Annotated in this window: 12 protein-coding genes, 1 tRNA gene and 5 pseudogenes; 11 read left to right on the top strand and 7 right to left on the bottom strand. The window is 72.9% G+C overall.

The window, feature by feature from the left end; genetic code table 11:
- Window positions 1-251: 251 nt before the first annotated feature.
- Entirely contained in the window at window positions 252-2,204 is a 1,953-nt protein-coding gene (locus SSBG_RS19940) for a dynamin family protein (RefSeq protein WP_078491365.1), read from the bottom strand.
- Window positions 2,205-2,516: 312 nt separating this feature from the next.
- On the opposite strand from SSBG_RS19940, the gene SSBG_RS19935 reads away from it, so the two are divergent.
- Window positions 2,517-2,592 (top strand) — tRNA-Arg (locus SSBG_RS19935).
- A 215-nt stretch (window positions 2,593-2,807) separates the two neighbouring features.
- Here the strand turns inward: SSBG_RS19935 and SSBG_RS19930 are convergent.
- On the bottom strand, window positions 2,808-3,020 hold the full coding sequence (locus SSBG_RS19930) for a hypothetical protein (RefSeq protein ID WP_158677799.1): 213 nt from the start codon (window positions 3,018-3,020) through the stop codon (window positions 2,808-2,810).
- Between the two features lie 187 nt (window positions 3,021-3,207).
- Between SSBG_RS19930 and SSBG_RS33765 the strand changes: the two genes are divergently transcribed.
- From SSBG_RS33765 to SSBG_RS36215, 5 genes and pseudogenes are all read left to right on the top strand, one after another.
- Window positions 3,208-3,747 carry a transposase domain-containing protein gene (locus SSBG_RS33765; RefSeq protein WP_199781388.1) on the top strand — a complete coding sequence of 180 codons (540 nt, stop codon included), beginning with the start codon at window positions 3,208-3,210 and terminating at the stop codon, window positions 3,745-3,747.
- Window positions 3,744-3,869: a hypothetical protein gene (locus SSBG_RS35460; protein WP_267880267.1), complete on the top strand. Its 126-nt coding sequence runs from the start codon at window positions 3,744-3,746 to the stop codon at window positions 3,867-3,869. Before SSBG_RS33765 ends, SSBG_RS35460 begins: the two co-directional genes overlap by 4 nt.
- Complete coding sequence (locus SSBG_RS33760; protein WP_199781466.1) at window positions 3,863-4,558, top strand: transposase; 696 nt, start codon at window positions 3,863-3,865, stop codon at window positions 4,556-4,558. Before SSBG_RS35460 ends, SSBG_RS33760 begins: the two co-directional genes overlap by 7 nt.
- Before the next feature lie 113 nt (window positions 4,559-4,671).
- Window positions 4,672-5,675 (top strand): annotated as a pseudogene (locus SSBG_RS31520) (IS5 family transposase).
- Between the two features lie 94 nt (window positions 5,676-5,769).
- Window positions 5,770-6,295 (top strand): annotated as a pseudogene (locus SSBG_RS36215) (IS5 family transposase); the annotation flags it as partial.
- A 152-nt stretch (window positions 6,296-6,447) separates the two neighbouring features.
- Here the strand turns inward: SSBG_RS36215 and SSBG_RS19905 are convergent.
- Window positions 6,448-7,203: pseudogene (locus tag SSBG_RS19905) on the bottom strand (transposase family protein).
- 346 nt (window positions 7,204-7,549) lie between these two features.
- Here SSBG_RS19905 and SSBG_RS19900 point away from each other — a divergent pair.
- Window positions 7,550-9,151 (top strand): cytochrome c biogenesis protein CcdA, encoded by a 1,602-nt coding sequence (locus SSBG_RS19900; protein ID WP_234010605.1) that lies wholly within the window; start codon window positions 7,550-7,552, stop codon window positions 9,149-9,151.
- A gap of 1,023 nt (window positions 9,152-10,174) precedes the next feature.
- Here SSBG_RS19900 and SSBG_RS19895 read toward each other — a convergent pair.
- Window positions 10,175-10,537: a hypothetical protein gene (locus tag SSBG_RS19895; protein ID WP_008747874.1), complete on the bottom strand. Its 363-nt coding sequence runs from the start codon at window positions 10,535-10,537 to the stop codon at window positions 10,175-10,177.
- Window positions 10,538-11,212: 675 nt separating this feature from the next.
- Between SSBG_RS19895 and SSBG_RS19890 the strand changes: the two genes are divergently transcribed.
- The 3 genes and pseudogenes from SSBG_RS19890 to SSBG_RS31510 all read left to right on the top strand — a co-directional run bounded on the left by SSBG_RS19890 (window position 11,213) and on the right by SSBG_RS31510 (window position 14,850).
- Complete coding sequence (locus SSBG_RS19890; protein WP_078491363.1) at window positions 11,213-13,054, top strand: GAF domain-containing SpoIIE family protein phosphatase; 1,842 nt, start codon at window positions 11,213-11,215, stop codon at window positions 13,052-13,054.
- A gap of 227 nt (window positions 13,055-13,281) precedes the next feature.
- Window positions 13,282-14,515: pseudogene (locus tag SSBG_RS19885) on the top strand (cobalamin B12-binding domain-containing protein).
- Window positions 14,512-14,850, top strand: a complete 339-nt coding sequence (locus tag SSBG_RS31510) for an STAS domain-containing protein (protein WP_008747871.1) — start codon at window positions 14,512-14,514, stop codon at window positions 14,848-14,850. Before SSBG_RS19885 ends, SSBG_RS31510 begins: the two are co-directional and overlap by 4 nt.
- A 66-nt stretch (window positions 14,851-14,916) precedes the next feature.
- Here SSBG_RS31510 and SSBG_RS19875 read toward each other — a convergent pair whose 3' ends face one another.
- From SSBG_RS19875 to SSBG_RS19865, 3 genes are all read right to left on the bottom strand, one after another.
- The gene (locus SSBG_RS19875) at window positions 14,917-15,543 is read right to left on the bottom strand and encodes an HdeD family acid-resistance protein (protein ID WP_008747870.1); all 627 of its coding nucleotides are present in this window, start codon (window positions 15,541-15,543) and stop codon (window positions 14,917-14,919) included.
- 223 nt (window positions 15,544-15,766) lie between these two features.
- On the bottom strand, window positions 15,767-16,420 hold the full coding sequence (locus SSBG_RS19870; RefSeq protein ID WP_008747869.1) for a TetR/AcrR family transcriptional regulator: 654 nt from the start codon (window positions 16,418-16,420) through the stop codon (window positions 15,767-15,769).
- A gap of 127 nt (window positions 16,421-16,547) precedes the next feature.
- Window positions 16,548-18,746, bottom strand: coding sequence for an ABC transporter permease (locus SSBG_RS19865; protein WP_037870208.1), 2,199 nt, complete (start codon window positions 18,744-18,746; stop codon window positions 16,548-16,550).
- Window positions 18,747-18,970: 224 nt separating this feature from the next.
- Here SSBG_RS19865 and SSBG_RS19860 point away from each other — a divergent pair.
- A pseudogene (locus SSBG_RS19860) lies at window positions 18,971-19,231 on the top strand (hypothetical protein); the annotation flags it as partial.

Genomic DNA, 19,231 nt, shown 5'->3' with positions numbered 1-19,231 from the left:
GACCGGGGTGCGGCCCGAGTCGTTCGGAGCCACGCCGAAGCCGTCCGAAGTCCCGGCGGGGATGCCCGGTGGCCGGTCCGAGCCACCCGGCTCCCCGGACGGCGCGCTCCGGGTGCCGGGCGTGGCGCGGTCTGCGGCCGCTTCGGGGACATCGGGGGCGGGGTGTTCAGGGAGGGGGGCGTGGCCGAGGGCGCCGTCCGGGGTACCGGCGACGCTGCCGGGCTGGTCCTGGTGCTCGGTGGCGGCGGTGCTCACGCGCTCGCCTCTCCTTCTGTCTCGGCGGCTCGGGCGTTGTCTTCGGCATGGCCGGCCTCGGCAGCCACTGACACGGGCACCCGGGCGACAGCGTCGAGGACGACCGACGGCTCGGGAACGGCAGATGGCTCGGCGCCGGCCGGTGGCTCAGGGACGGCAGGCGCCTCCGGGACCGTCGTGCGGGAAGGGCTCGACGCGGTACTGACAGGTGCGGGCACGGCAACGGACTCGGGCCGGGGGATGACGGGGGTCCGTACCTCACGCGCCTTCTCCACGATGGAGAGCGCGGCAATCAGCCCGGACTGCGGTTCATGGCCGATACCGAGGGCATCGAGCGGGGCGAGTCGGCGTTCGCGTTCCGCGCCGAGCACACGGTCGAGGCATTCCCCGAGGAGTTCACCGCCCCGGTCACGCAGGCGCACGGCGGCCTCGGCGCCGATCCGTTCGGCGAGCGTCTCACCGGCGACCCCGCCGCGTCTGCCGCCGAGCAGCGCGGTGACGAGCAGGGCTGTGACGGATTCCGGGTCGGGAGCGGCGGCGTGGTCGAGCACGCGCACCTCCTCCTCCGCGTACTCCTCCACGACTCGCCGCCAGCGCCGCACCGCGACGCCGATGCGGTGGGCGAGCGGTTCCGTCTCGGGCGGAAACGAGGGGCGCAGTTCGGGGGCGCGGGCGGCGGGTTCGCGACGCCAGCGGGTGTCGATGTGCTCGTCGGCGGCGGTGACGGCGCAGAGCAGGAGGGCGGCGAGGCTGTCCACGAGGGCGTCGAGGAGTTCGGCGGAGGTGCAGTCCACCGGGTGGGCCTGCCAGCGCTTGAGGGCGTCACCGGCGAGTACGGCGCCGTCCTGGAGGCGTTCGTGGAGCCGTGCGTGTTCGAGGGCGTGTGCCTCGTCCACGGCGGTGCTGAGCCGGACGGAGGCGGCGTACTGGGCGGAGACGGCGGCGGCGAGTTCGGGCATCCGGCGGCGCAGGGAGCCGAGCGCGCCGCGCGCCGTGCGGCCGACGGCGCGGGCCCGGGCGGACGGGTCGGCGGCGCGGTGCGCGAGCCAGGCGCGCAACGGGGCCACGGCGGTGGCGGGGAGGAGCCCTCCTCCGCCGGTGGACTCGGGCAGTTCTGGCACGGTGAAGCGGGGGACGTGGCCGAGACCGGCCTTGGTGAGGAGTGCCCCGTAGCGCTGCGAGACCTCGCCGAGCACCTGGTGGGGCACGCGGTCGAGCACGGTGAGGAGCGTGGCCTGCTGTTCCTTGGCCGTGCGCAGGAGGTGCCAGGGCACCGCGTCGGCGTACCGGCTCGCGGTGGTGACCATGATCCAGATGTCGGCGGCGCAGATGAGCTCGGCGGCGAGGAGGCGGTTACGGACGACGAGGGAATCGATGTCGGGGGCGTCGAGCAGGGCGATTCCCGGGGGGAGGGCCGCGGCGGTCTCGATGCGGAGCACCCGGTCCCGGTTCTCCTCGGCGGCCTCGTAGTCCTCGTCGTCGTAGGCGCCGTACTCGTCCTCGTAAGGGATCTCGGCTTCCTCGTAGGCGCCGTAGCCGGGGTGGTCCGCGGGGCGGGCGGAGTCCTGACGGGGGACCCATACGCGGGTCAGTTCGGGGAGGACACGCAGATCGGCGAACCAGTGGTGGTCGTCGGGGTGGCAGACGAGCACCGGGTTGCGGGTCGTGGGGCGGAGGACCCCGGCCTCGGTGACCCGGCGGCCGACGAGCGAGTTGACGAGGGTGGACTTGCCGGCGCCGGTCGAGCCGCCGACGACGGCGAGGAGCGGGGCCTCGGGCGTACGCAGGCGGGGAAGGAGGTAGTCGTCGAGCTGGGCGAGCAGTTCGTCCCTGTTGGCGCGGGCGCGTGGAGCGCCCGGCAGCGGCAGAGGGCAGCGCACGGCGGCGACGCGGTCGCGCAGGTCGGTAAGGGCGTCGAGAAGCTGAGGCCGTGCATCCAAGGTCACCACATGCGCAGAATGCCCGGTTTTGGCGACATATTGAAGCGTTTGGCTGCTTCTGCGTGGCAAGGGAACCCGGGCGGTGGAAGGAAGCGGGGGCGCCGAGGGATAACGAGTGCACAACACCCTGGCACCGGTGGGCCTCAAAACGATGCGTGATTCGCACCTGCCTGCGATTATCGGGACCGCTTCACTGAACCTACACAACGTGGCGCGCAGGCGAAGCAGCAGGGACACGGACCACGGAGCCCTATCCTTGTCCCCGGCCAGGTCACCACCCTGCCCGTACCAGGGTTCCCGGCCACCGGCCGCACACGACCGGCCCCCGTAGCTCAGTGGATAGAGCAGGCGCCTTCTAAGCGCTTGGCCGCAGGTTCGAGTCCTGCCGGGGGCGCCACCCAGAGAACCCGCCAATGGGCGGGTTTTCGCAGGTCAGCGCCGCGCAACGTCCATCGTGGCGCACCCGCTTGAGGCGCGCCACGCAAGATCAAAATCCGGCTGGGGGCGGCCAAATCCGGCTCCCTACGGCTGTTCATTCCCATTACGTTCCCACGGGAACGGCTGTGGCGGACGTCCCGGAGGAGACGTCCGCCACAGCTGGAAGGCAATTGCTCACGCGGCCAAGTGGTAGTGCGTTCCGTACGCGCGGCGCTTGTAGTCGGCCTCCCGCCCCGTGATGCATCGGGCGTAGACCGCGAGGAGTACCTGCACGCTGTTCCCAGCCCAGTAGGCAACGGTCGCCGAGGGGATGCCCGCGTTGAGCCAGCTCGTCAGGCAAACGTTCCGGCAGTCGTACACGCGCTCCCCCGCGATGGAGTGGTACACGTGAGGCGGAAGAACGTTTTCGCGCGCCTTGTCCCAGATTCGCCTCAGCACGCTCCCCGAGAGCATCTAGCCCCAACGCCGTTCAGTTTGGGTGGGGGCCGGGTTGTCAAGGCCGGTGAACGAGGCAGCGGAGCTGCTGTAGAAGGGGGTTGTCCGCCAAGACATCCTCACCACAGGAGCTCCGCTGTTGGAACAGGCTGCCATAACAAGAACCGTCGGGGTAGCGGCCGGGGTGTTCGCGCCGGGGCATCTCGGTGAGCTGACCCGGATCGTGCCGTTCGAGATGGTCGATGAGGTGCTCGCGCGGACCGGTGCGGTGCAGCGCGGGGTCCGGCTGGTGCCGGCCCGGGTCACGGTGTATCTGCTGTTGGCCGCGGCGCTGTTCTCCCCGCTGGGATACGTGCAGGTCTTCGACCGGTTATGCGCCGGGCTGGCGGGCCTGGCGCTGTCCAGACCATGTGGCAGCGCTCTTCGTCAGGCCCGCCAGCGGCTGGGACCGGCACCGATGAAGGCGTTGTTCGACCTGGTCAGGGGTCCTGCGGCCACGACCACGTCCGCCGGACGGTGGCGGGGTTTGAGGGTGGCGAGCCGTTGCCGGGTGAACACCGTGAGGTCCGCCGGGCTGTCCGGGACCGGCAGCAGGGTTCCGTCGATGGCGACAACGGGACCGCCGGGTATCCGCAACTGCGTCTGGCCGCTCTGGTGGCCTGCGGAACCCGGTCGGTGATCGGGGCCGCCTTCGGCCCTGCCGTCGTCGGTGAGTTGGAGTACGCCCGCCGCCTGGCGGCGGACCTGCGCGCCGGGATGCTGCTGCTGGCGACCGGAACTTCGCCGCCGCCGCACTGCTGAACCACTTCGCCGCCACCGGCGCCGATCTGTTGGTGCGCTGCAAGTCTGGACGGAAGCTGCCGCCGGTGGCCCGCTACCATGACGGCTCGTTCCTGGCCCGCCTCGGCACGCTGACCGTGCGCGTCATCGACGCCGAGATCAGCATCACCACGTCCCAGGGCACCCGCACCGGTCACTATCGGCTGCTGACCACCCTCACCGACCCCGCAACACACCCGGCCGGCGAACTCGTCCGGCTCTACCACGAACGCTGGGAGATCGAGACGGCCTACGCGGAGCTGAAGTCCACGATCCTGGGCGGACGAGTCCTGCGGGCCCGCACCCCAGCCGGTGTCGAGCAGGAGGTGTGGGCCCTGCTGACCGCCTACCAGGCGCTGCGGACCGCGATGACGGACGCCACCGACAGCGTCCCGGGCACCGACCCGGACCGGGCCGGCTTCACCACCGCCCTCGCCGCTGCCCGAGACCAGCTCGTCCTGGCCGCCGGCATCGCCGCCGACACGGTGATCGACCTGGTCGGAGCCATCGGACACCACGTCCTGGCCCACCTCCTGCCCGCCCGGCGGGCCCGCACCAAAGACCGCATCGTCAAACGCGCCATCTCCAAATACAACGCACGCGGACCCGCCATCGACCGCACCACCTACAAAGCCACCATCAGCATCACCATGCTCACGGACAGCCCTTGACAACCCGGCCCCCACCCAAACTGAACGGCGTTGGTACTAGGGAGCGTATCGAGTCGTGATCAATCTGCGGGATGTGCCTTCGTGGCACGGTCTGGTCCGGTAGACCGTCGTACGTGACGCGAGTGCAACTGACCGACCCGGAGTGGGATTTCATTGAGCCGTACCTGCCGATCGGCGAGTACGGCCCGTACCCCGAGCGGCTGCGGCAGCAGTTCGAGGGCGTGATCTGGCGGTTCAAGACGGGCGGCCAGTGGCGGGAGATGCCGGCAGAGTTCGGCGCCTGGTCGACCGTCCACAACCGCTTCCGGCAGTGGCGTGACGCCGGGGTCTTCGAGGCCCTGCTGGAGGGCCTGATCGCGGAAGCCGCGAAGCGCGGTGAGGTGGACCTGTCCCTGGTCAGCATCGACTCCACCACCGCGCGGGCCCATCACGACGCGGCCGGCATGCACCTGGACGAGGAGGTCCTCACCGCTCTGGAGAAGGCTGCCGCCGAGGCGGAGAAGGCCAGGTCGAAGGGGGCGGCTGCGACGAACAAACCGGGCAGGAGACCGAAAGCGATCCCGCGCGGGAAGAACGACGGCGCGTCCGGCGCCGACGCAAACTTCGGCTGAAGGCCGCCCTGCTCGGACGCTCCAGGGGCGGGCAGACCAGCAAGATCTATGTCGCCGGCGACCGGAGGTGCCGCCCGCTGGCGTTCATCCTGACCGAGGGGCAGGCCGCCGACAGTCCGCAGTTCATCCCAGTGCTGGGGAAGGTACGGGTCCGCGGGCTCGTCGGCCGTCCCCGCACCCGGCCGGACGCGGTCGCCGCAGACAAGGCGTACTCGTCCCGCGGCAACCGTGCCCACCTGCGCAAACGCCGTATCAAAGCGGTCATCCCGGAGAAGAAGGACCAGGCCGCCAACCGGAACAAGAAGGGCTCCCACGGCGGCCGGCCCGTCAGCCACAACGCAGACCTCTACAAGGAGCGGAACACCGTCGAGCGTCTGATCAACAAGCTCAAGGCATGGCGAGGCATCGCCACGCGCTACGACAAGACCCCCGACAGCTACCTCGCCGGACTCTACCTACGCGCCTCGATGATCTGGATCAAGGACCTCACACGAGCAGCCTCTTGATCACAACCGAATACGCTCCCTAGGTCCCGTCCGACTACTTGATCTTGTGATGAGTCGTGGCGAGCTGACGGGTGCGGTGTGACAGCGCGTTTCGCTGTTACTGCCTGGTGTTGATGGTCGCGGACGGCCGTGGCGGGATCATCGGCCGGTGATCAGCGGGCTGTTGCGACGGCTGCGTGCAGGTGCGCCGTGGCGTGGTCTCCCGGAGCGCTACGGGCCGTGGCAAACGGTTGATGAGCGCTTCGCCTGCTGGAAGACGGGCGGCACCTGGGCCCGGTTGCTGGAGCAGGTTCAGCTGCGCGACGACTCCGTCGGGAACCTGGCGGGGACCGTTTCGGTCGGCTCCACGGCCGGCCTGGCTCACCAGAGCGTCGCCGCCGTCCGCAAAACGTGGCGGAGGGCGACGCACCGGGAGTTCGGTGCGCTCGGCGGCTCGCCAGGCGCTGGGCCGGTCCTGTGGCGGGCTGACCACCAGGGTGCGTCTCGCCCACGACGGCCGGGGCCTGCCCCTGACGGTCGTCGTCACGCGGGGCAACGTCAACGACTGCACCGTCTTCGACACCGTCTTGGGCGAACCGCGAGTGCCGCCGAGCGGTGCCGCAGTACGTCCGGCGCGGCGCGTCCGCCCGGGCGCGCGCCCCCGGCTCGTACGCGCCAGATGACACTTGCGCTCCCTTCGCGTCGCGCGGCGGGCCGCTCTCGCCGCGCGGCCGAGACGCCTCGGCCCAATCCGACCGCGACGCGACTCCGGATCAGGGAGCCCTTTCCAACCTCAGGTTGAGGCGTGGTGAAGGACGACGACGGCCTTCACGATGTTGGTGTTGCGGTTGGTGCTGCGGCGGAGCTTGCGTGGGAGGCGTCAGCCCTTCAGGACGGCGATGGCCTGCTCGCAGAGGCACCGGATTTTGGCGTGGGTGCTGTTGTGCCGTCGCTTCCAGTGCTTGAGCCGACGGCCCCGGAAGGGTACGCGGACATGGCGACCAGCCCCTTGGTACGCCTTGTCCGCCCAGCACTTCAGCCCTGCTGTTGCGAGCGCGTCGATGATGCCGTGTTCGCGCGCGGCGGTCAGGTCGTGGGTGGAGCCGGGCAGGGCCGCGGAAGCCCACAGCAGTCGGCCGAAGGGATCCGTGATGACCTGGACGTTCATGCCGTGGCGCTTGTGTTTTCCGGAGTAGTACGGGGTGTCGGCGGCGATCCGGTCGATGGGCAGGAGGGTGCCGTCCAGGACGACGTACGCCTTCGTCCGGACGGTCGTCATTGCCTCGGCCAGGGTCTGCGCCTGGGCGGCCAGCACTTTGACGGCCTCGCGTATGTAGCGGTAGACGGTCGCGATGCCGATCTCGAGCCCTGCGGCGAGCTGGGCGTACGTGTCGCCGCATCGCAGGTGGGCCAGGGCGAGCAGGGCCTGACGGCCGACGGGCAGACGCCGCCATCGCGTGCCGATCTCCCGTCGGTGGGCGGCCAGTTGCCTCGTCAGGTGCCGCAGCGTGCGGCTGGACAGATCGATCGACGACGGGTAGACAAGCACGCGAAGCTCCTGGCAGACACGGGTGATCTTTGTCGAGAACCCGTCTACCAGGAGCTTCGTTGTTCCGTACAACCCATGCCCACCAACACCCCGACGCCACAGCCAGGTTGGAAAGGGCTCAGGGCCACGCACTCGGAGTGGCCGGGGACTCGCGGAGCAGGGATGGCACATCATGATCATTTTGGTATTGATCGGTCTCCTGGGAGGACTGATCACAGCTGTCTCCCCCTGCATCCTGCCGGTGCTTCCCGTCGTGTTCCTCGCCGGTGGTCCGGCGTCGGACGCGTCCCGGCCGGCACCTTCCGCGAACAGAGCGGTACGGGGAGCGGGAGCGGCGCGTTCCGATGTGCTGGAAGCCGATCCGCCGGTGGTCAAGCAGCCCCGTAACCGGCGTCCCTACGCGGTTGTCGCCGGTCTCGTCATCAGCTTCAGTTTCTTCACCCTGCTGGGCGTGACGATCGTGACGGCCCTCGGCCTTCCCGAGGACATCCTGCGCTACGTGGGACTGGCGCTGCTGGTCCTCATCGGCCTGGGCCTGATCTTCCCGCCCGTCGAACGCCTGCTGGAAAAGCCCTTCGCGCGCATTCCGCAGCGCCAGGTGAACAGGGAAGGCGGCGCGTTCGTCCTGGGCCTCGGCCTGGGGCTGCTGTACGTGCCGTGCGCCGGGCCGGTGCTCGCCGCCATCACGGTCGCGGGGGCGCAGGGGCATCTCAATCTCGACATCGTCGCGCTGACGGTTTCGTTCGCGGTGGGTACCGCGCTTCCGCTCCTGGCGTTCGCCCTGGCGGGACGGCGGGTGTCGGAGCGGATCGGCGCCTTCCGCAAGCGCGCCAGGAAGCTGCGGATCGCCGCCGGTGGCCTCATGATCGTCCTGGCGCTCGGGCTGGCTCTCAACGTCACGGACGCCATCCAGCGCGCGCTGCCGGACCACACCTCCGCGGCACAGAAGAAGATCGAGGACAGCAAGGTCGCCCGTCAGCAGCTCTCCGGTCTCTACGACGATTCCAACAAGGAGCTGTCACGCTGCGAGGACGGCGTCGGTGAACTGCGCTCCTGCGGACAGGCGCCGCCCGTCGAGGGCATCTCGAAATGGTTCAACACCCCCGACGGGGCCCCGGTCGACCTGAAGCGACAGCGCGGCAAAGTGGTCCTGGTCGACTTCTGGACCTACTCCTGCATCAACTGCCAGCGCAGCCTGCCGCACATCAAGGAATGGCAGAAGGCGTACAAGGACGCGGGACTGGAAATCATCGGTGTCCACTCACCGGAGTTCGGTTTCGAGAAGAAGGCGGACAACGTGGTGAGCCAGGCCAAGAAGCTCGGTGTCACCTATCCCGTGGCACTGGACAACAAGCTGACCACCTGGAACAACTACCGCAACCGGTTCTGGCCCGCCAAGTACCTCATCGATGCGCACGGCACCGTGCGCTACTTCAAGTTCGGTGAAGGCCAGTACGCGCAGACCGAGGACCTCATCCGCGAGCTTCTGCGTGACGCCGACCCCAGCGTGAAGCTGCCGCCCAGGACGGGCCAGGCCGACGCGGAACTGACGGCGGACCGCACGCCCGAGACGTACCTCAACAACCACAACATCGTCGGCTACGTGGGCGATCCGCTCATCGACGACAAGGCCACGACCTACCGCTTCCCGAGCGACCTCCCTCTGAACCGGCTCTCGCTCGACGGCGGCTGGACCGCCGGATACGACTACTTCACGGCAGGGCGGGACGCCCGCCTGGCCATGCGCTACAAGGCCAAGAACGTCAATCTCGTCCTCGGCGGACGGGGCCGTGTGACCGTGCTGCGGGACGGCAAGGTCGTCAAACAGCTGAGCATCGACGGCACTCCCACCATGCACCGCCTCATCGACGACAAGGAGGCGCACGAGGGCCGGATCGAGGTCCGGCTCACGCCGGGGATGCGGGCGTACGTGCTCACCTTCGGCTGACGGCTCCGGCCCGCCGTGCCCGGTCCCGTGCCCAGTCGCGCATTCCGGACCACCGCACGGCAGGGCCGGTCCGGGGCCGAGAGCCAGCTCCTTCGGGCGCCCCGGTACGCGGTGAGTCGTAGCGGGAATCGTTGAGCGGCTGGTGCCGGAGGCGTCTTCGCGCCCGAGGCGCGGCGGGTCGGCATCGGGCGGTCGGGCGGTCGGGCGGTCGGGCGGTCGGGCGGTCGGGCGGTCGGGCGGTCGGGCGGTCGGGAGATGGTGGCGGCGATCGCTTCGTGGCCGCGCTGGGCGGTCCGGGCAACAGCCGCCTGCGGCCTCGTCCGGCTTGCCCGAAAGCGATCGCCCCTTGCCCGGTCTCTCCGGAGTGGTCGCCCCTCGGCGGTTCCCGGAGGGCGCAGGCCAGGTCCTGGGACAGACTGCGTCGCGTGGTTCTCGACGCCGATCCGTGCGGCGGCCGGGCCCTGGTCCCGCCCATGGAGGGCATCCCGCCCACCGGCTCGCGTGACGGACGCCGCCGACACGGGCCCGGCAACCGTGGCGTCGCCCGCAAGGGGGCCGGGTCCCGGCCACGACACGGCAGCCACCGCCGGACCGTGGGGGCGGACCATGGCCCGGCTCGCCGCCTGCCTCCGAACCCGCCCTCACCCCCGCCCCCGCCACGAACGCGAAGGGCCTGCACCCTGTGCGCCGTGCGCGCGGGGCGTGACGGGGCGACCCACGGGACTCCGGCCGATACCGGGCGCAACCGGTGAAGCCGAGGCCGATCGGCGGCTCTCCCTCCCCCGTCCGCCGGTCGGCTCCGCGGATACGTGCCCGAACAGGCTCGGCGGGGCAGGGCGAGAAGCGGCACGGCGCTCCTCGGGGCACATCCCTGATCGCCTCGGCCTGCTTGCAACCGGGCGGCTGCCCCTCGGCAACCGGCAGCCGCACGGCAACCGGCAGCCGCTCGGCGCCCCTCCCGCAGCTATTCAGCCGCCCATCCAAGGGAGGTGGCGCTCCTCGTGCGCGACGTCCGCGATCACCTCATCGCGAGGTTCCCCGCTTGCGACGGGCCGTGGAGGCTGCCTGCTGGTTCGCGCGGCGGGCGGCTCCGAGGACGTCCCGGCGTGGCACCTTGTCCCATTGGACGGCGATCCGGCGCGGGTCGGCGCGGTCCACGACCACGGGTATGTGCTGCCCCGACCGGGGGCAGCGCGCGGAAGGCACGGTGGTCGAGAATTCGACGGCGCGCGGGGTGATGCCGGGCCCCCGGACCACGCCCATGACCAGAGCGCCGTAGGAAGCGCTCGACCTGGCCGTGTCCGGCTGCGCGCAGGCGGTCACCTTCAACGAGCCGAGGACCGGGGTCTTCATCCGCCGCACGCGCCACCATGTCGCCAATCCCATGAGCCCGATTCTCCCCGTCGGCCGGCCGGTGGTTTCACGGGGCCCGTGCGGGTGGCGGCGCCGGGCCGCGGACCGCCCGCCCGGCCAGCCGGATCGTGCCCGGCCGGACCAGCACCTTGCGCCTGGCTGCCGGCTTCCGGCGTCCGGAGAAATGCCGTTCCGTCCCCGGGCCCGCTCCAACGTACCTGCGGATTCACGCCTTTGCACCGGTCCCGGCCGACGGCTTCCCGCCCAGGAACGCACCGCTGCCGAGGCCCACGCTCGCGTCCCGCCGAGAACGGGACCGCGAGAATCCGTCCCGCCGAGGAACCGACCGCCAGACTCCGGACGGCAGAAGCCGGAGCCGAGGCGAGGGTCAAGTCAGGGACAGGGATGCGGACAAGGCGGGAGACATGCACGCGAAGGGGTGCCGGGCCACGCTTGCCTTCACCTCGTACGCGCACGCCACAGCCTTGTGGCCCGGGGTCTCCCCAGACCCCGGGCCACGCCCTGTTCCGTGGGGTCGTGTACCCCCGGAGATACCGCGTAGACGTGCGGTTTCCGCAAGGGTTTGTGGCGGGGTTTCGCCGGGATGGGGGGATGTGCGTACGGTGGTGAGGCCGACGCGCCTCCCGAAGGGCGCGACGGCGGCAGGCCGGGAGGAGGTGAGGGGCCCGCTGAGCGAGCCCCACCCACATGACACGACCAGCCGAACGCACCGAAGTGACCACGCATCCGGAACCGGCGCACCCGAGCACCGACCGGACGCCCGCACCCGCGCACCAGCGAGTCGGCCGAACGTCCACCCCCACACCCGCGGCCCCCACGCACACGCCCCCCGCACCCCGTACCACCGCTCCGGCGCGCACCGCGCCCCGTACGCCGCTGCGCCACATCCCGCCCCCCGCTCTCCGCGCCGGCCCGGACGGCCTCGTGCGCGAGATCAACGAGGCGGCGGCCCTTCTGCTGCCCCGGAGCGTCCTCGGCAGCCCGCTCGCCGAGACGGCGCCCGACTGGTTCGCCGACGCCCACACGCGCGCGGTGCGCGAGGATCTGCCGGGCGTCGCACGCGGCGCGCTGGACGGACGGACGTTCGAGGCGAGCCCCGTACGGCACAGGGGCGGGGAGTTCACGTGGTGGCTGCGCGACGCGGGCGACGAGGAGCGGCTGCGCGTCGCGCTCCGCGCCGAGCAGGCGCGCAACGCCCTGCTGGAGGAGGCGTCGACCGAGCTGCTGTCCTCGCTCAACGCCGACCGGGCGCTGAGCATCACCGCGCGCCTGGCGTCCCGGCATCTCGCCGATGCCGCTCTCGTCATCGCGCCCTGGCGCGGCCGTCGCGTCGAGCTGGTCATGGCGCTCGCGGACGGCGAGCCGCGGCGGCGCCTCGTACGTGCCGAACCGGGCGAGATGCCCGGGCTCGTGGAGGCCCTCCAGGGCTTTCCGCCGGTGCCTTCGCGCTGGCTCGACCCGGCGCAGTTCCCCTCCTGGGGACTGCCCGAAGGTTTCGGCACTCCCGCCTCCGTGCTCGTCACGCCGATGCCGGGGCACGGCGTGCCCGCGGGCGCCCTCGTGCTGCTGCGCAAGGCGGGCGGGCCGACCTTCGGCGAGGACGAGGAGTCCCTCGCGCGGCTCTTCGCGCTGCGCGCGGGGACGGCGGTGTCCGCAGCGCTGCTGTACGCGGAGCAGGCCGCGCTCACCAAGACCCTGACCCGCGAACTGCTTCCGCCCCCGCTGCACCGCGTCGACGGCATCGACCTCGCGGGCGGCTACCGGGCCTCGGCCGACCGCGAGCGCGTCGGCGGCGACTTCTACGACGTCCACCCGGCCGGTGAGGGGACGGACGGCGAGTGCTTCGTCGTCCTCGGCGACGTGTGCGGCAAGGGGCTCGAAGCGGCGATCCTCACCGGCAAGATCCGCAACACGCTGCACGCGCTGCTCCCGCTCGCCACCGACCACCAGCGCGCCCTGGCCCTGCTCAACGCCGCGCTGCTGACCTCGCACCACACGCGCTTCGCGACGCTCGTGCTCGCCTCGGCGCGCGCGGAGGCGGACGGCGGGGTGCGGCTGCGCCTGACGAGCGCGGGTCATCCGCCGCCGCTCGTCGTGCGCGTGGACGGCACGGTGGAGCGGGCCGAGACGCAGGGCACGCTCGTCGGGGTGCTGCCCGAGGTGCGGGCCACGACGGACACCGTGCGGCTCGCGCCGGGCGAGACGTGCCTGCTCTACACGGACGGCATCACCGAGGCGAAGGGCGGGCCGCTCGGCGAGACGATGTTCGGCGAGGACCGGCTGAGCCGGGCGGCGGGCGAGTGCGCGGGGATGCCCGCGGGCGCGATCGTCGAGCGGGTGCGGATGCTCGCCGCGCAGTGGGTCGGCACGGGCCGCCACGACGACATGGCGGTGGTGGCGATCACGGCGCCGAAGCGCGGAGCCGCGGCGGGGACGGCAGCGGAAGCCGGACCTGGAGCCGGAGCCACGGCGGGAGTGGATACGGAGGCGTACGTGGAGGCGGAAGCGGACGGCGCGGGGGCCGGATAGCCCGCTCACACACCGCGCGCCGAGCGCGGAACGCGCAGCTCCCGCACCACGCGCGGAACGCGCACCACACACGCCGCACGCGCCCCGCCCGTCCCGTACGTATCGGCCTCCGGCCGGGATGGCGGGCGCGGGGAGCGGGCAGCCGCAGGGAGCGGGCGCCGCGGGGCGCCCGGACGGGCGGGAGGACGTACCGCGCACGGAGCGCGGCCGGTTCCGGGGAGAGGTTGATGACGAGCACGGTGACGGCGGCACCGCCGCGAGCCGAGACGTGGGCCGAGCGGCTGTGGGTCCCGGTCGCCGCGGGTGACGAGGACGCCGCGGCCGCCGTGGTGCGCGGCGCGTACGGGGCCGGGCTCGACGCGGAGAGCGTGCTGCTCGACGTGATCGGCGCGGTGCAGCGGCGCGTCGGCGCGGAGTGGGCGGCGAACCGGCTGAGCGTGGCGCGCGAGCACGCGGCGACGGCCGTCAACGAGCAGTGCGTGGCGATGCTGCGGCACTCGACACCGCCGGTGGTGCCCGCGCCGGGCCTGGGGCGGATCGTCGTGGCGTGCGTGGACGGCGAGTGGCACGGCCTGCCCGCCAGGCTGCTCTCCGAGGTGCTGCGCCTGCGCGGCTGGCACGTGGGCCACCTCGGCGCGCAGGTCCCGGCCCCGCACCTCATCGGCCACCTGCACCGGACGCCCGCCGACGCGGTCGCGCTCTCGGGCTCGCTCGCGCCCGCTGCCCGCCGCCCACGCGACGCTCACGGCGTGCCAGGCGGTCGGCGTCCCCGTGCTCGTCGGCGGGGCCGCCTTCGGCCACGACGGCCGGTACGCGCGGCTGCTCGGCGCGGACGCGTGGGCGCCCGACGCGCGCACCGCCGCGGACCGGCTCGCGCGGGGCCCGCTGCCGCCCCCGCCGCGCGACCACGTGACGAGCGCGGACCTGCCGCACCTCGCGGACCAGGAGTACACGTTCGTGTTTCGTTCGCGCCGCGAGCTGGTGCGGACCGTCTTCGACGGGCTGCTCGACCGCTACCCGCCGATGCGCGACTACACCGCCCTCCAGCGCGAGCACACGGCCGAGGACCTCGACCACGTCGTCGAGTACCTGGCGACGGCGCTGTACGTGGACGACCGGGACCTCTTCGCCGGCTTCATGTCCTGGACCGCCTCGATACTCGCCGCGCGCGGCGTCCCCGCCGTCTCCCTCCTTCCGGCCCTCACCCTCCTCGGCGAGCGCCTGCGCGACTTCCCGCGCGCGCTCGCCCTGCTGTCGGCGGGCGCGGAGGCGGTACGGGACGCGGAGGCCGTACGGCACGCGGGGGCGGCACGGGGCGAAGAGGCCGCACGGGACGGCGAGACGATACGGGGCGCGGAGGCGATACGGGGCCCGGGCGCCGTACGAGGGGGCGTCGCGGGAGAGCGTGGCGCGGACGGTGCCGAGCCCGCCGCCCGTACCGCCGGTGAGGACGCACGATGAGCACTCACCCGCCCGGCGGGCTCCGTATCGAGCGCCGCGACGCCGCTCCGGGCCGCGTCGTCATCGCGCTCATCGGCGACCTCGACTACGACACGGCCGAGCAGCTCGGCGAGGACGTCGTCACCGCGCTGGCCACACCGGGGGTGCGTGCCCTCGCCCTGGACTGCGCGGGGCTGGAGGGCTGCGACTCGATGGGACTCGCCGTCCTCCTCCAGGTCCGCAGGCACACGGACCGGGCCGGCGTGCGGCTGACCCTCGAGAGACCGACGGACTCGCTGCGGCGGCTGCTCGGGCTCACCGGGACGAGCGCGCACTTCCGCGTCGGACCGGCCTGAGGCCGATAAGGCCTCCGGTGGCTGTCCGGGCCGTCGCGCGCCGATGCGGGCCGGCGCGGGTGCCGCTCAGCTCGGGTGGAGGCGGTGGCGCAGGCGCAGGGCGGTGCCGATCTCGGTGAGACCGACCGCGAGCAGCCAGATCCCGGCGACGAGGATGAGGGCCCACGCGGAGGCGAAGGGCGAGACGACGAGGACGATCCCGGCGAGCGCGGCGAGGACGCCGAGGAAGAGCTGCCAGCCGCGCGCGGGACTCGCGGGCTCCGCGAGTGCGGCGACCACCTGCGTGAGCCCCCGGAAGAGCCAGCCGATGCCGACCCACAGGGCGAGCAGCAGCACGGATTGGGTGGCGCTCCGGAAGCAGAAGAGCCCGAGCAGCACGGAGAGCGCCCCGCTCACGAAGCCGAGCACGCGCATCCCGGCGTCGGTGTGCGTCCCCGTCGCGGCGACGAGCTGCACCACGCCGCTGACCAGCAGGTAGACCCCGAAGAGGACCCCCGCGACGCGCAGCGAGGAGCCCGGCCACACGAGGACGAGCACGCCCAGCACGACGGCCGCGAGCCCGGCGAGCAGCACCGCCCACCAGGCGGACCGCGCGAGCCGCCGCAGCGCGTCGGGCAGTTCGTCGCGCCCGGGCCCCGGCCGGGGTCCGGGCGGCATGGAACCGGGGGACGAGGACGGTTCGGCGTGGCTCATGCCCCCACTGTGGGCACGGGCGAAAGGGGCGCGCCACCGGAGCTGAGCGCTTCGGAGGACGGGCGGGCCCCGCCGGTCCCGGCCCCCGGGCCCCACGCGCGTGTCACGCCGCCGGGAAGGTCTCGGCGGTGACGTCGTCGGGCCCGGTGTCCCTCACGCCAGGTTCTCCCCCGGGGCCGCGCGGCGGGTTCCCGCGCCACGCGACGCGCGGCGGGAGGGGGCGTCAGAGCGGCAGGCCCGCCGAGGCGACGCGGAGGCCGCGGCGGAGGAGTTCGCTGCGGCGCGGTTCGTCGGCCGGTTCGCACCAGGCCGCTTCCTGCTCGACCACGGCGAGCGTCGCGAGGAGCATCGCGGCGTGCACCTTGTCCTCCAGACGGGCCTCCGCGCGTCCCTCGCGCGCGGCGAACGCGGCGGCGATCCCGGACTGGAAGGCGAAGGCGGCCTGGTGGGCGACCTTGCGCAGCGCGGGCTCGTCCTGGGTCAGCCGGGTCGCCTCGCGCACGAGCCGCCCGATCTCCGGCGTCATCTGGTCCTGCCAGGGCTCGCCGAGGAGCAGGGCGCTGAGCGGTTCACCCGGCGGCAGCTCGCGCAGGCGGGTGGCGAGTCCTTCGGCGGCGAGCGTGAACAGGACGGTGACGGCCTCCTCCTTGGAGGGCACGTACCGCCACAGGGTGCGCGGCGAGACGCCGGCCTCGGCGGCGATGTCGGCGGCGGAGGTCTGCTCGACGCCCTGGGCGCGGAAGAGGCGCACGGCCGCGCGCGCGATCTCCAGGCGCACCTCGCGCCGCTTCAGCTCGGAGAGCGAGGGCCGTCCGGGCTTGCGCGCCGCCGAGGCGGCGCGCGCCGCCTGCCCTGGTGTGCCCGGGCTCTCGACCATGCTGGCGGCCCCTTCGCTGTGCTGCGGGTTCCCGTCCTCGGTACGGGAACACCCTAGCTTCCGGCGTACGGGGCGGCCCTCAGGCCGGGGCACCGTTCCCCGGCCCGCGACACGCCTCCCTCGCCGCTCACCGCAGGGCCTCCGTCGGCGCCCCGGGGGCGAGTTCGGCCGCGACGAGGGCCGCCGGGTCGGCGAGGTCCTGGTCGCGGGTGGGGCGGTGCTGGAAGAGGTCGAGCGCGACGTTGAGCACGAGGGCCGCGCCGCCCCAGACGGCGAGCGTGCCGAGGTGGCCGCCGATGCCCTCGGCGCCGAAGTAGAGCACCGAGCGGATCGACTCCACGACGGCGGGCAGCGGCAGCACTCCGTGCAGGGCCTGGAAGAAGCCGGGGACCATGTGGAGGGCGACGCCGCCGTTGGACGCGGGCACGCCGAGGAACATCATCAGCGTCACGACGGGGATCACGGCGAGCGGCCCGAGGAAGCGCGCGAACACCGCCGTGACGAGCGAGACGGTGAAGACCATGAGCGCGCCGACGCCGAGGATCTGCCAGGCGTGACCGTGCACGGCCCCGATCACCGGGCCCGCGAGGAGCCACACCGCCGTGGCCATGAGGACGGCCCACCCGGCGAGCACGGGGAGCAGCCTGCGCACCCGCAGCAGTTCGCGGGCGGCAACCGACATGATCGTGACGACGAGAAAGCCGGACATCGTGAAGCCGATGGCGAGGTAGAGCGTGACCGTGCCCATGCCGTCGTGCGCGGGCAGCGGCGCGAGATCCACGTTCCGTACCGGGACGCCCTGCTGGGCCGCGATCTGCCCGAAGGTGCGCTGGACGACCTGCTGCTGGCTCATCCCGGCGCCCCCGGCGGAGAGGATCGTCGCCTTCGCGCCGTCCTGTGCCCCGGGTGCGGGGAGTACGTACGCGCCCGCGATCTCACGGTCCCGGATCTGCCGCCTCGCCTCGCCGGCGCTGTCCAGGGCGCGGATGTCGAAGGAGGAGCCGAGCGACTTCCCCAGTCCCGCCGCCATCTGCTCCGCGGTCTGCGCACTGCTGGAGACGACCGCGACGGGCAGGTCGCGCGGCAGCGGCTTGTGCATTCCGCCGAGCATGAGGCCGACCATCAGCACGACCATGAGGAAGGGGAAGGCGCCGAGCAGCACGAGCTGGACGGCCGGATGCGGGGCCTTGCGCGCGGGGGCGGGAGGGGTGGCGGAGGAGGCAGGGGCGGCGGGCGCGGTGGAGGCGGAGGTCGCGGGCGCCGAGGTCGCGGGCGCGGTGGAGGTCGCGGGCGCGCTCGGCGGCGTGGCGGCGGTCCCGGTCGCCGCCTTCCCCGCCGTCTTGCGCCGCTTGAGCACGTCGAAGCCCGCGCTGAGGAGGAGCGCGGCGAGCGCCCAGATCCCGAGGGTCAGCAGGTGGACGCCCGCGCCGTCGCCGTCGAAGTAGACGAGCGCGCGCAGCGCCTCGCCCAGGGCCGGGAGCGGGAGGACGTGGTGCAGGAAGCCGAAGAAGCCCGGCAGGGTGTGGATCGACAGGGCGAGGTTGGAGGCCGGGACGCCCAGGAACATGAAGAGGGTGATGCCGGCGATCACGGCGACGGGCCCGAAGAGGCGGGTCAGGAACGCCTGCGTGAGGCCGACGGCGAAGATCCCGAGGAACACGGCGCCGAGCACGTCGGGGACGTGCCCGCTCACCGCCCCGATGACCGGCCCGGCGATGGTCCACACGACGACGCTCATGAGCGCGCTCCAGCCCGCGAGGACGGGCACGAGCTTCCTCAGCCGCAGGAGGCCGGGCATTCCGGAGCTCGCCACGGTGACGGCCATGTACCCGGCCAGCATGGCGCCGACCGAGAGGTAGAGCACGCCCATGCCGCCCTGGTCGTCCGGCGGGAGCGGCGCGGCCTCGTGCGGCTCGACCGTGAGGTGCGCTCCGGCGGCGACGGGGGTCAGGAGCCGGGTGACGTCCATGGTCTGCGAGGCGCCCGCCGCCTGCGCGGTCCAGAGCTGGGCGGTCCTGCCGCCGTCCTCGGGCAGGACGAGGGCGCCCGCGATCTCGCGGTCGTGGAGCTGCCGCCGGGCCTCGGACACCGAGCCGAGCAGGCGCGCGTCGGCGGGCGAGCCGTCCGCCGCGTCGAGAGCGGCGACGCTCCGCTCCGCCTGGGCCCCGCTGCCGACGACGGCGACGGGAAGGTCGTGCGGCTCGGGCGCGTGCATCGAGGAGACGTAGATGCCGACGAGCAGCATCACCATCACGAACGGGAACGCGAAGACGAAGCCGTACCGGGCGGCTTTCGCGGCACGTGGCGTGGCGGCGGCCTCTGACATGGACTCTCCCTGGTGCTTGCCCGGCGGCGCGCGGCTGAGCGAATCGGCGCGCGGACCGGTGAGCAGCGTGAAAACCGGTGGACGGGGGCGGGACCCGGCACGCCTCACTTTATGACACGACGCGCCACGTACGACACCAAGCGCCAGTAAAGTGCGTCACACGGGCGAGCGCCCACCGGGCACGCGGGGGCCGGGGGCCCGGAACCGCCGCGTACCGTACGGACATGAACGAGCGGCGCGAGACCACCGGTACGGAGCCGCACGACCCCCGAGAAGCCGCCACCGGCACGGCACCGGACCAGCCCCGCGAGACCGCCGCCGGTACCGAGCCGCACGACTCGCGCGAGACCGCCGCCGGTACGGGCGACCGCTGCCCGTACCCGCACGGAGCCCCGCCTTTGCACGGCGCCCCGCGCCGCACCACCCCTACCGCTCTCCCCCGCGTCCCCTCCCCCCTCACCGCCACCCCGCCCCGCTCCGCCGCC

Origin of the sequence: Streptomyces sp. SPB074 (assembly GCF_000154905.1) — a bacterium.
GTDB lineage: Bacteria > Actinomycetota > Actinomycetes > Streptomycetales > Streptomycetaceae > Streptomyces.
This window is presented reverse-complemented; position numbering and strand designations above follow the sequence as displayed.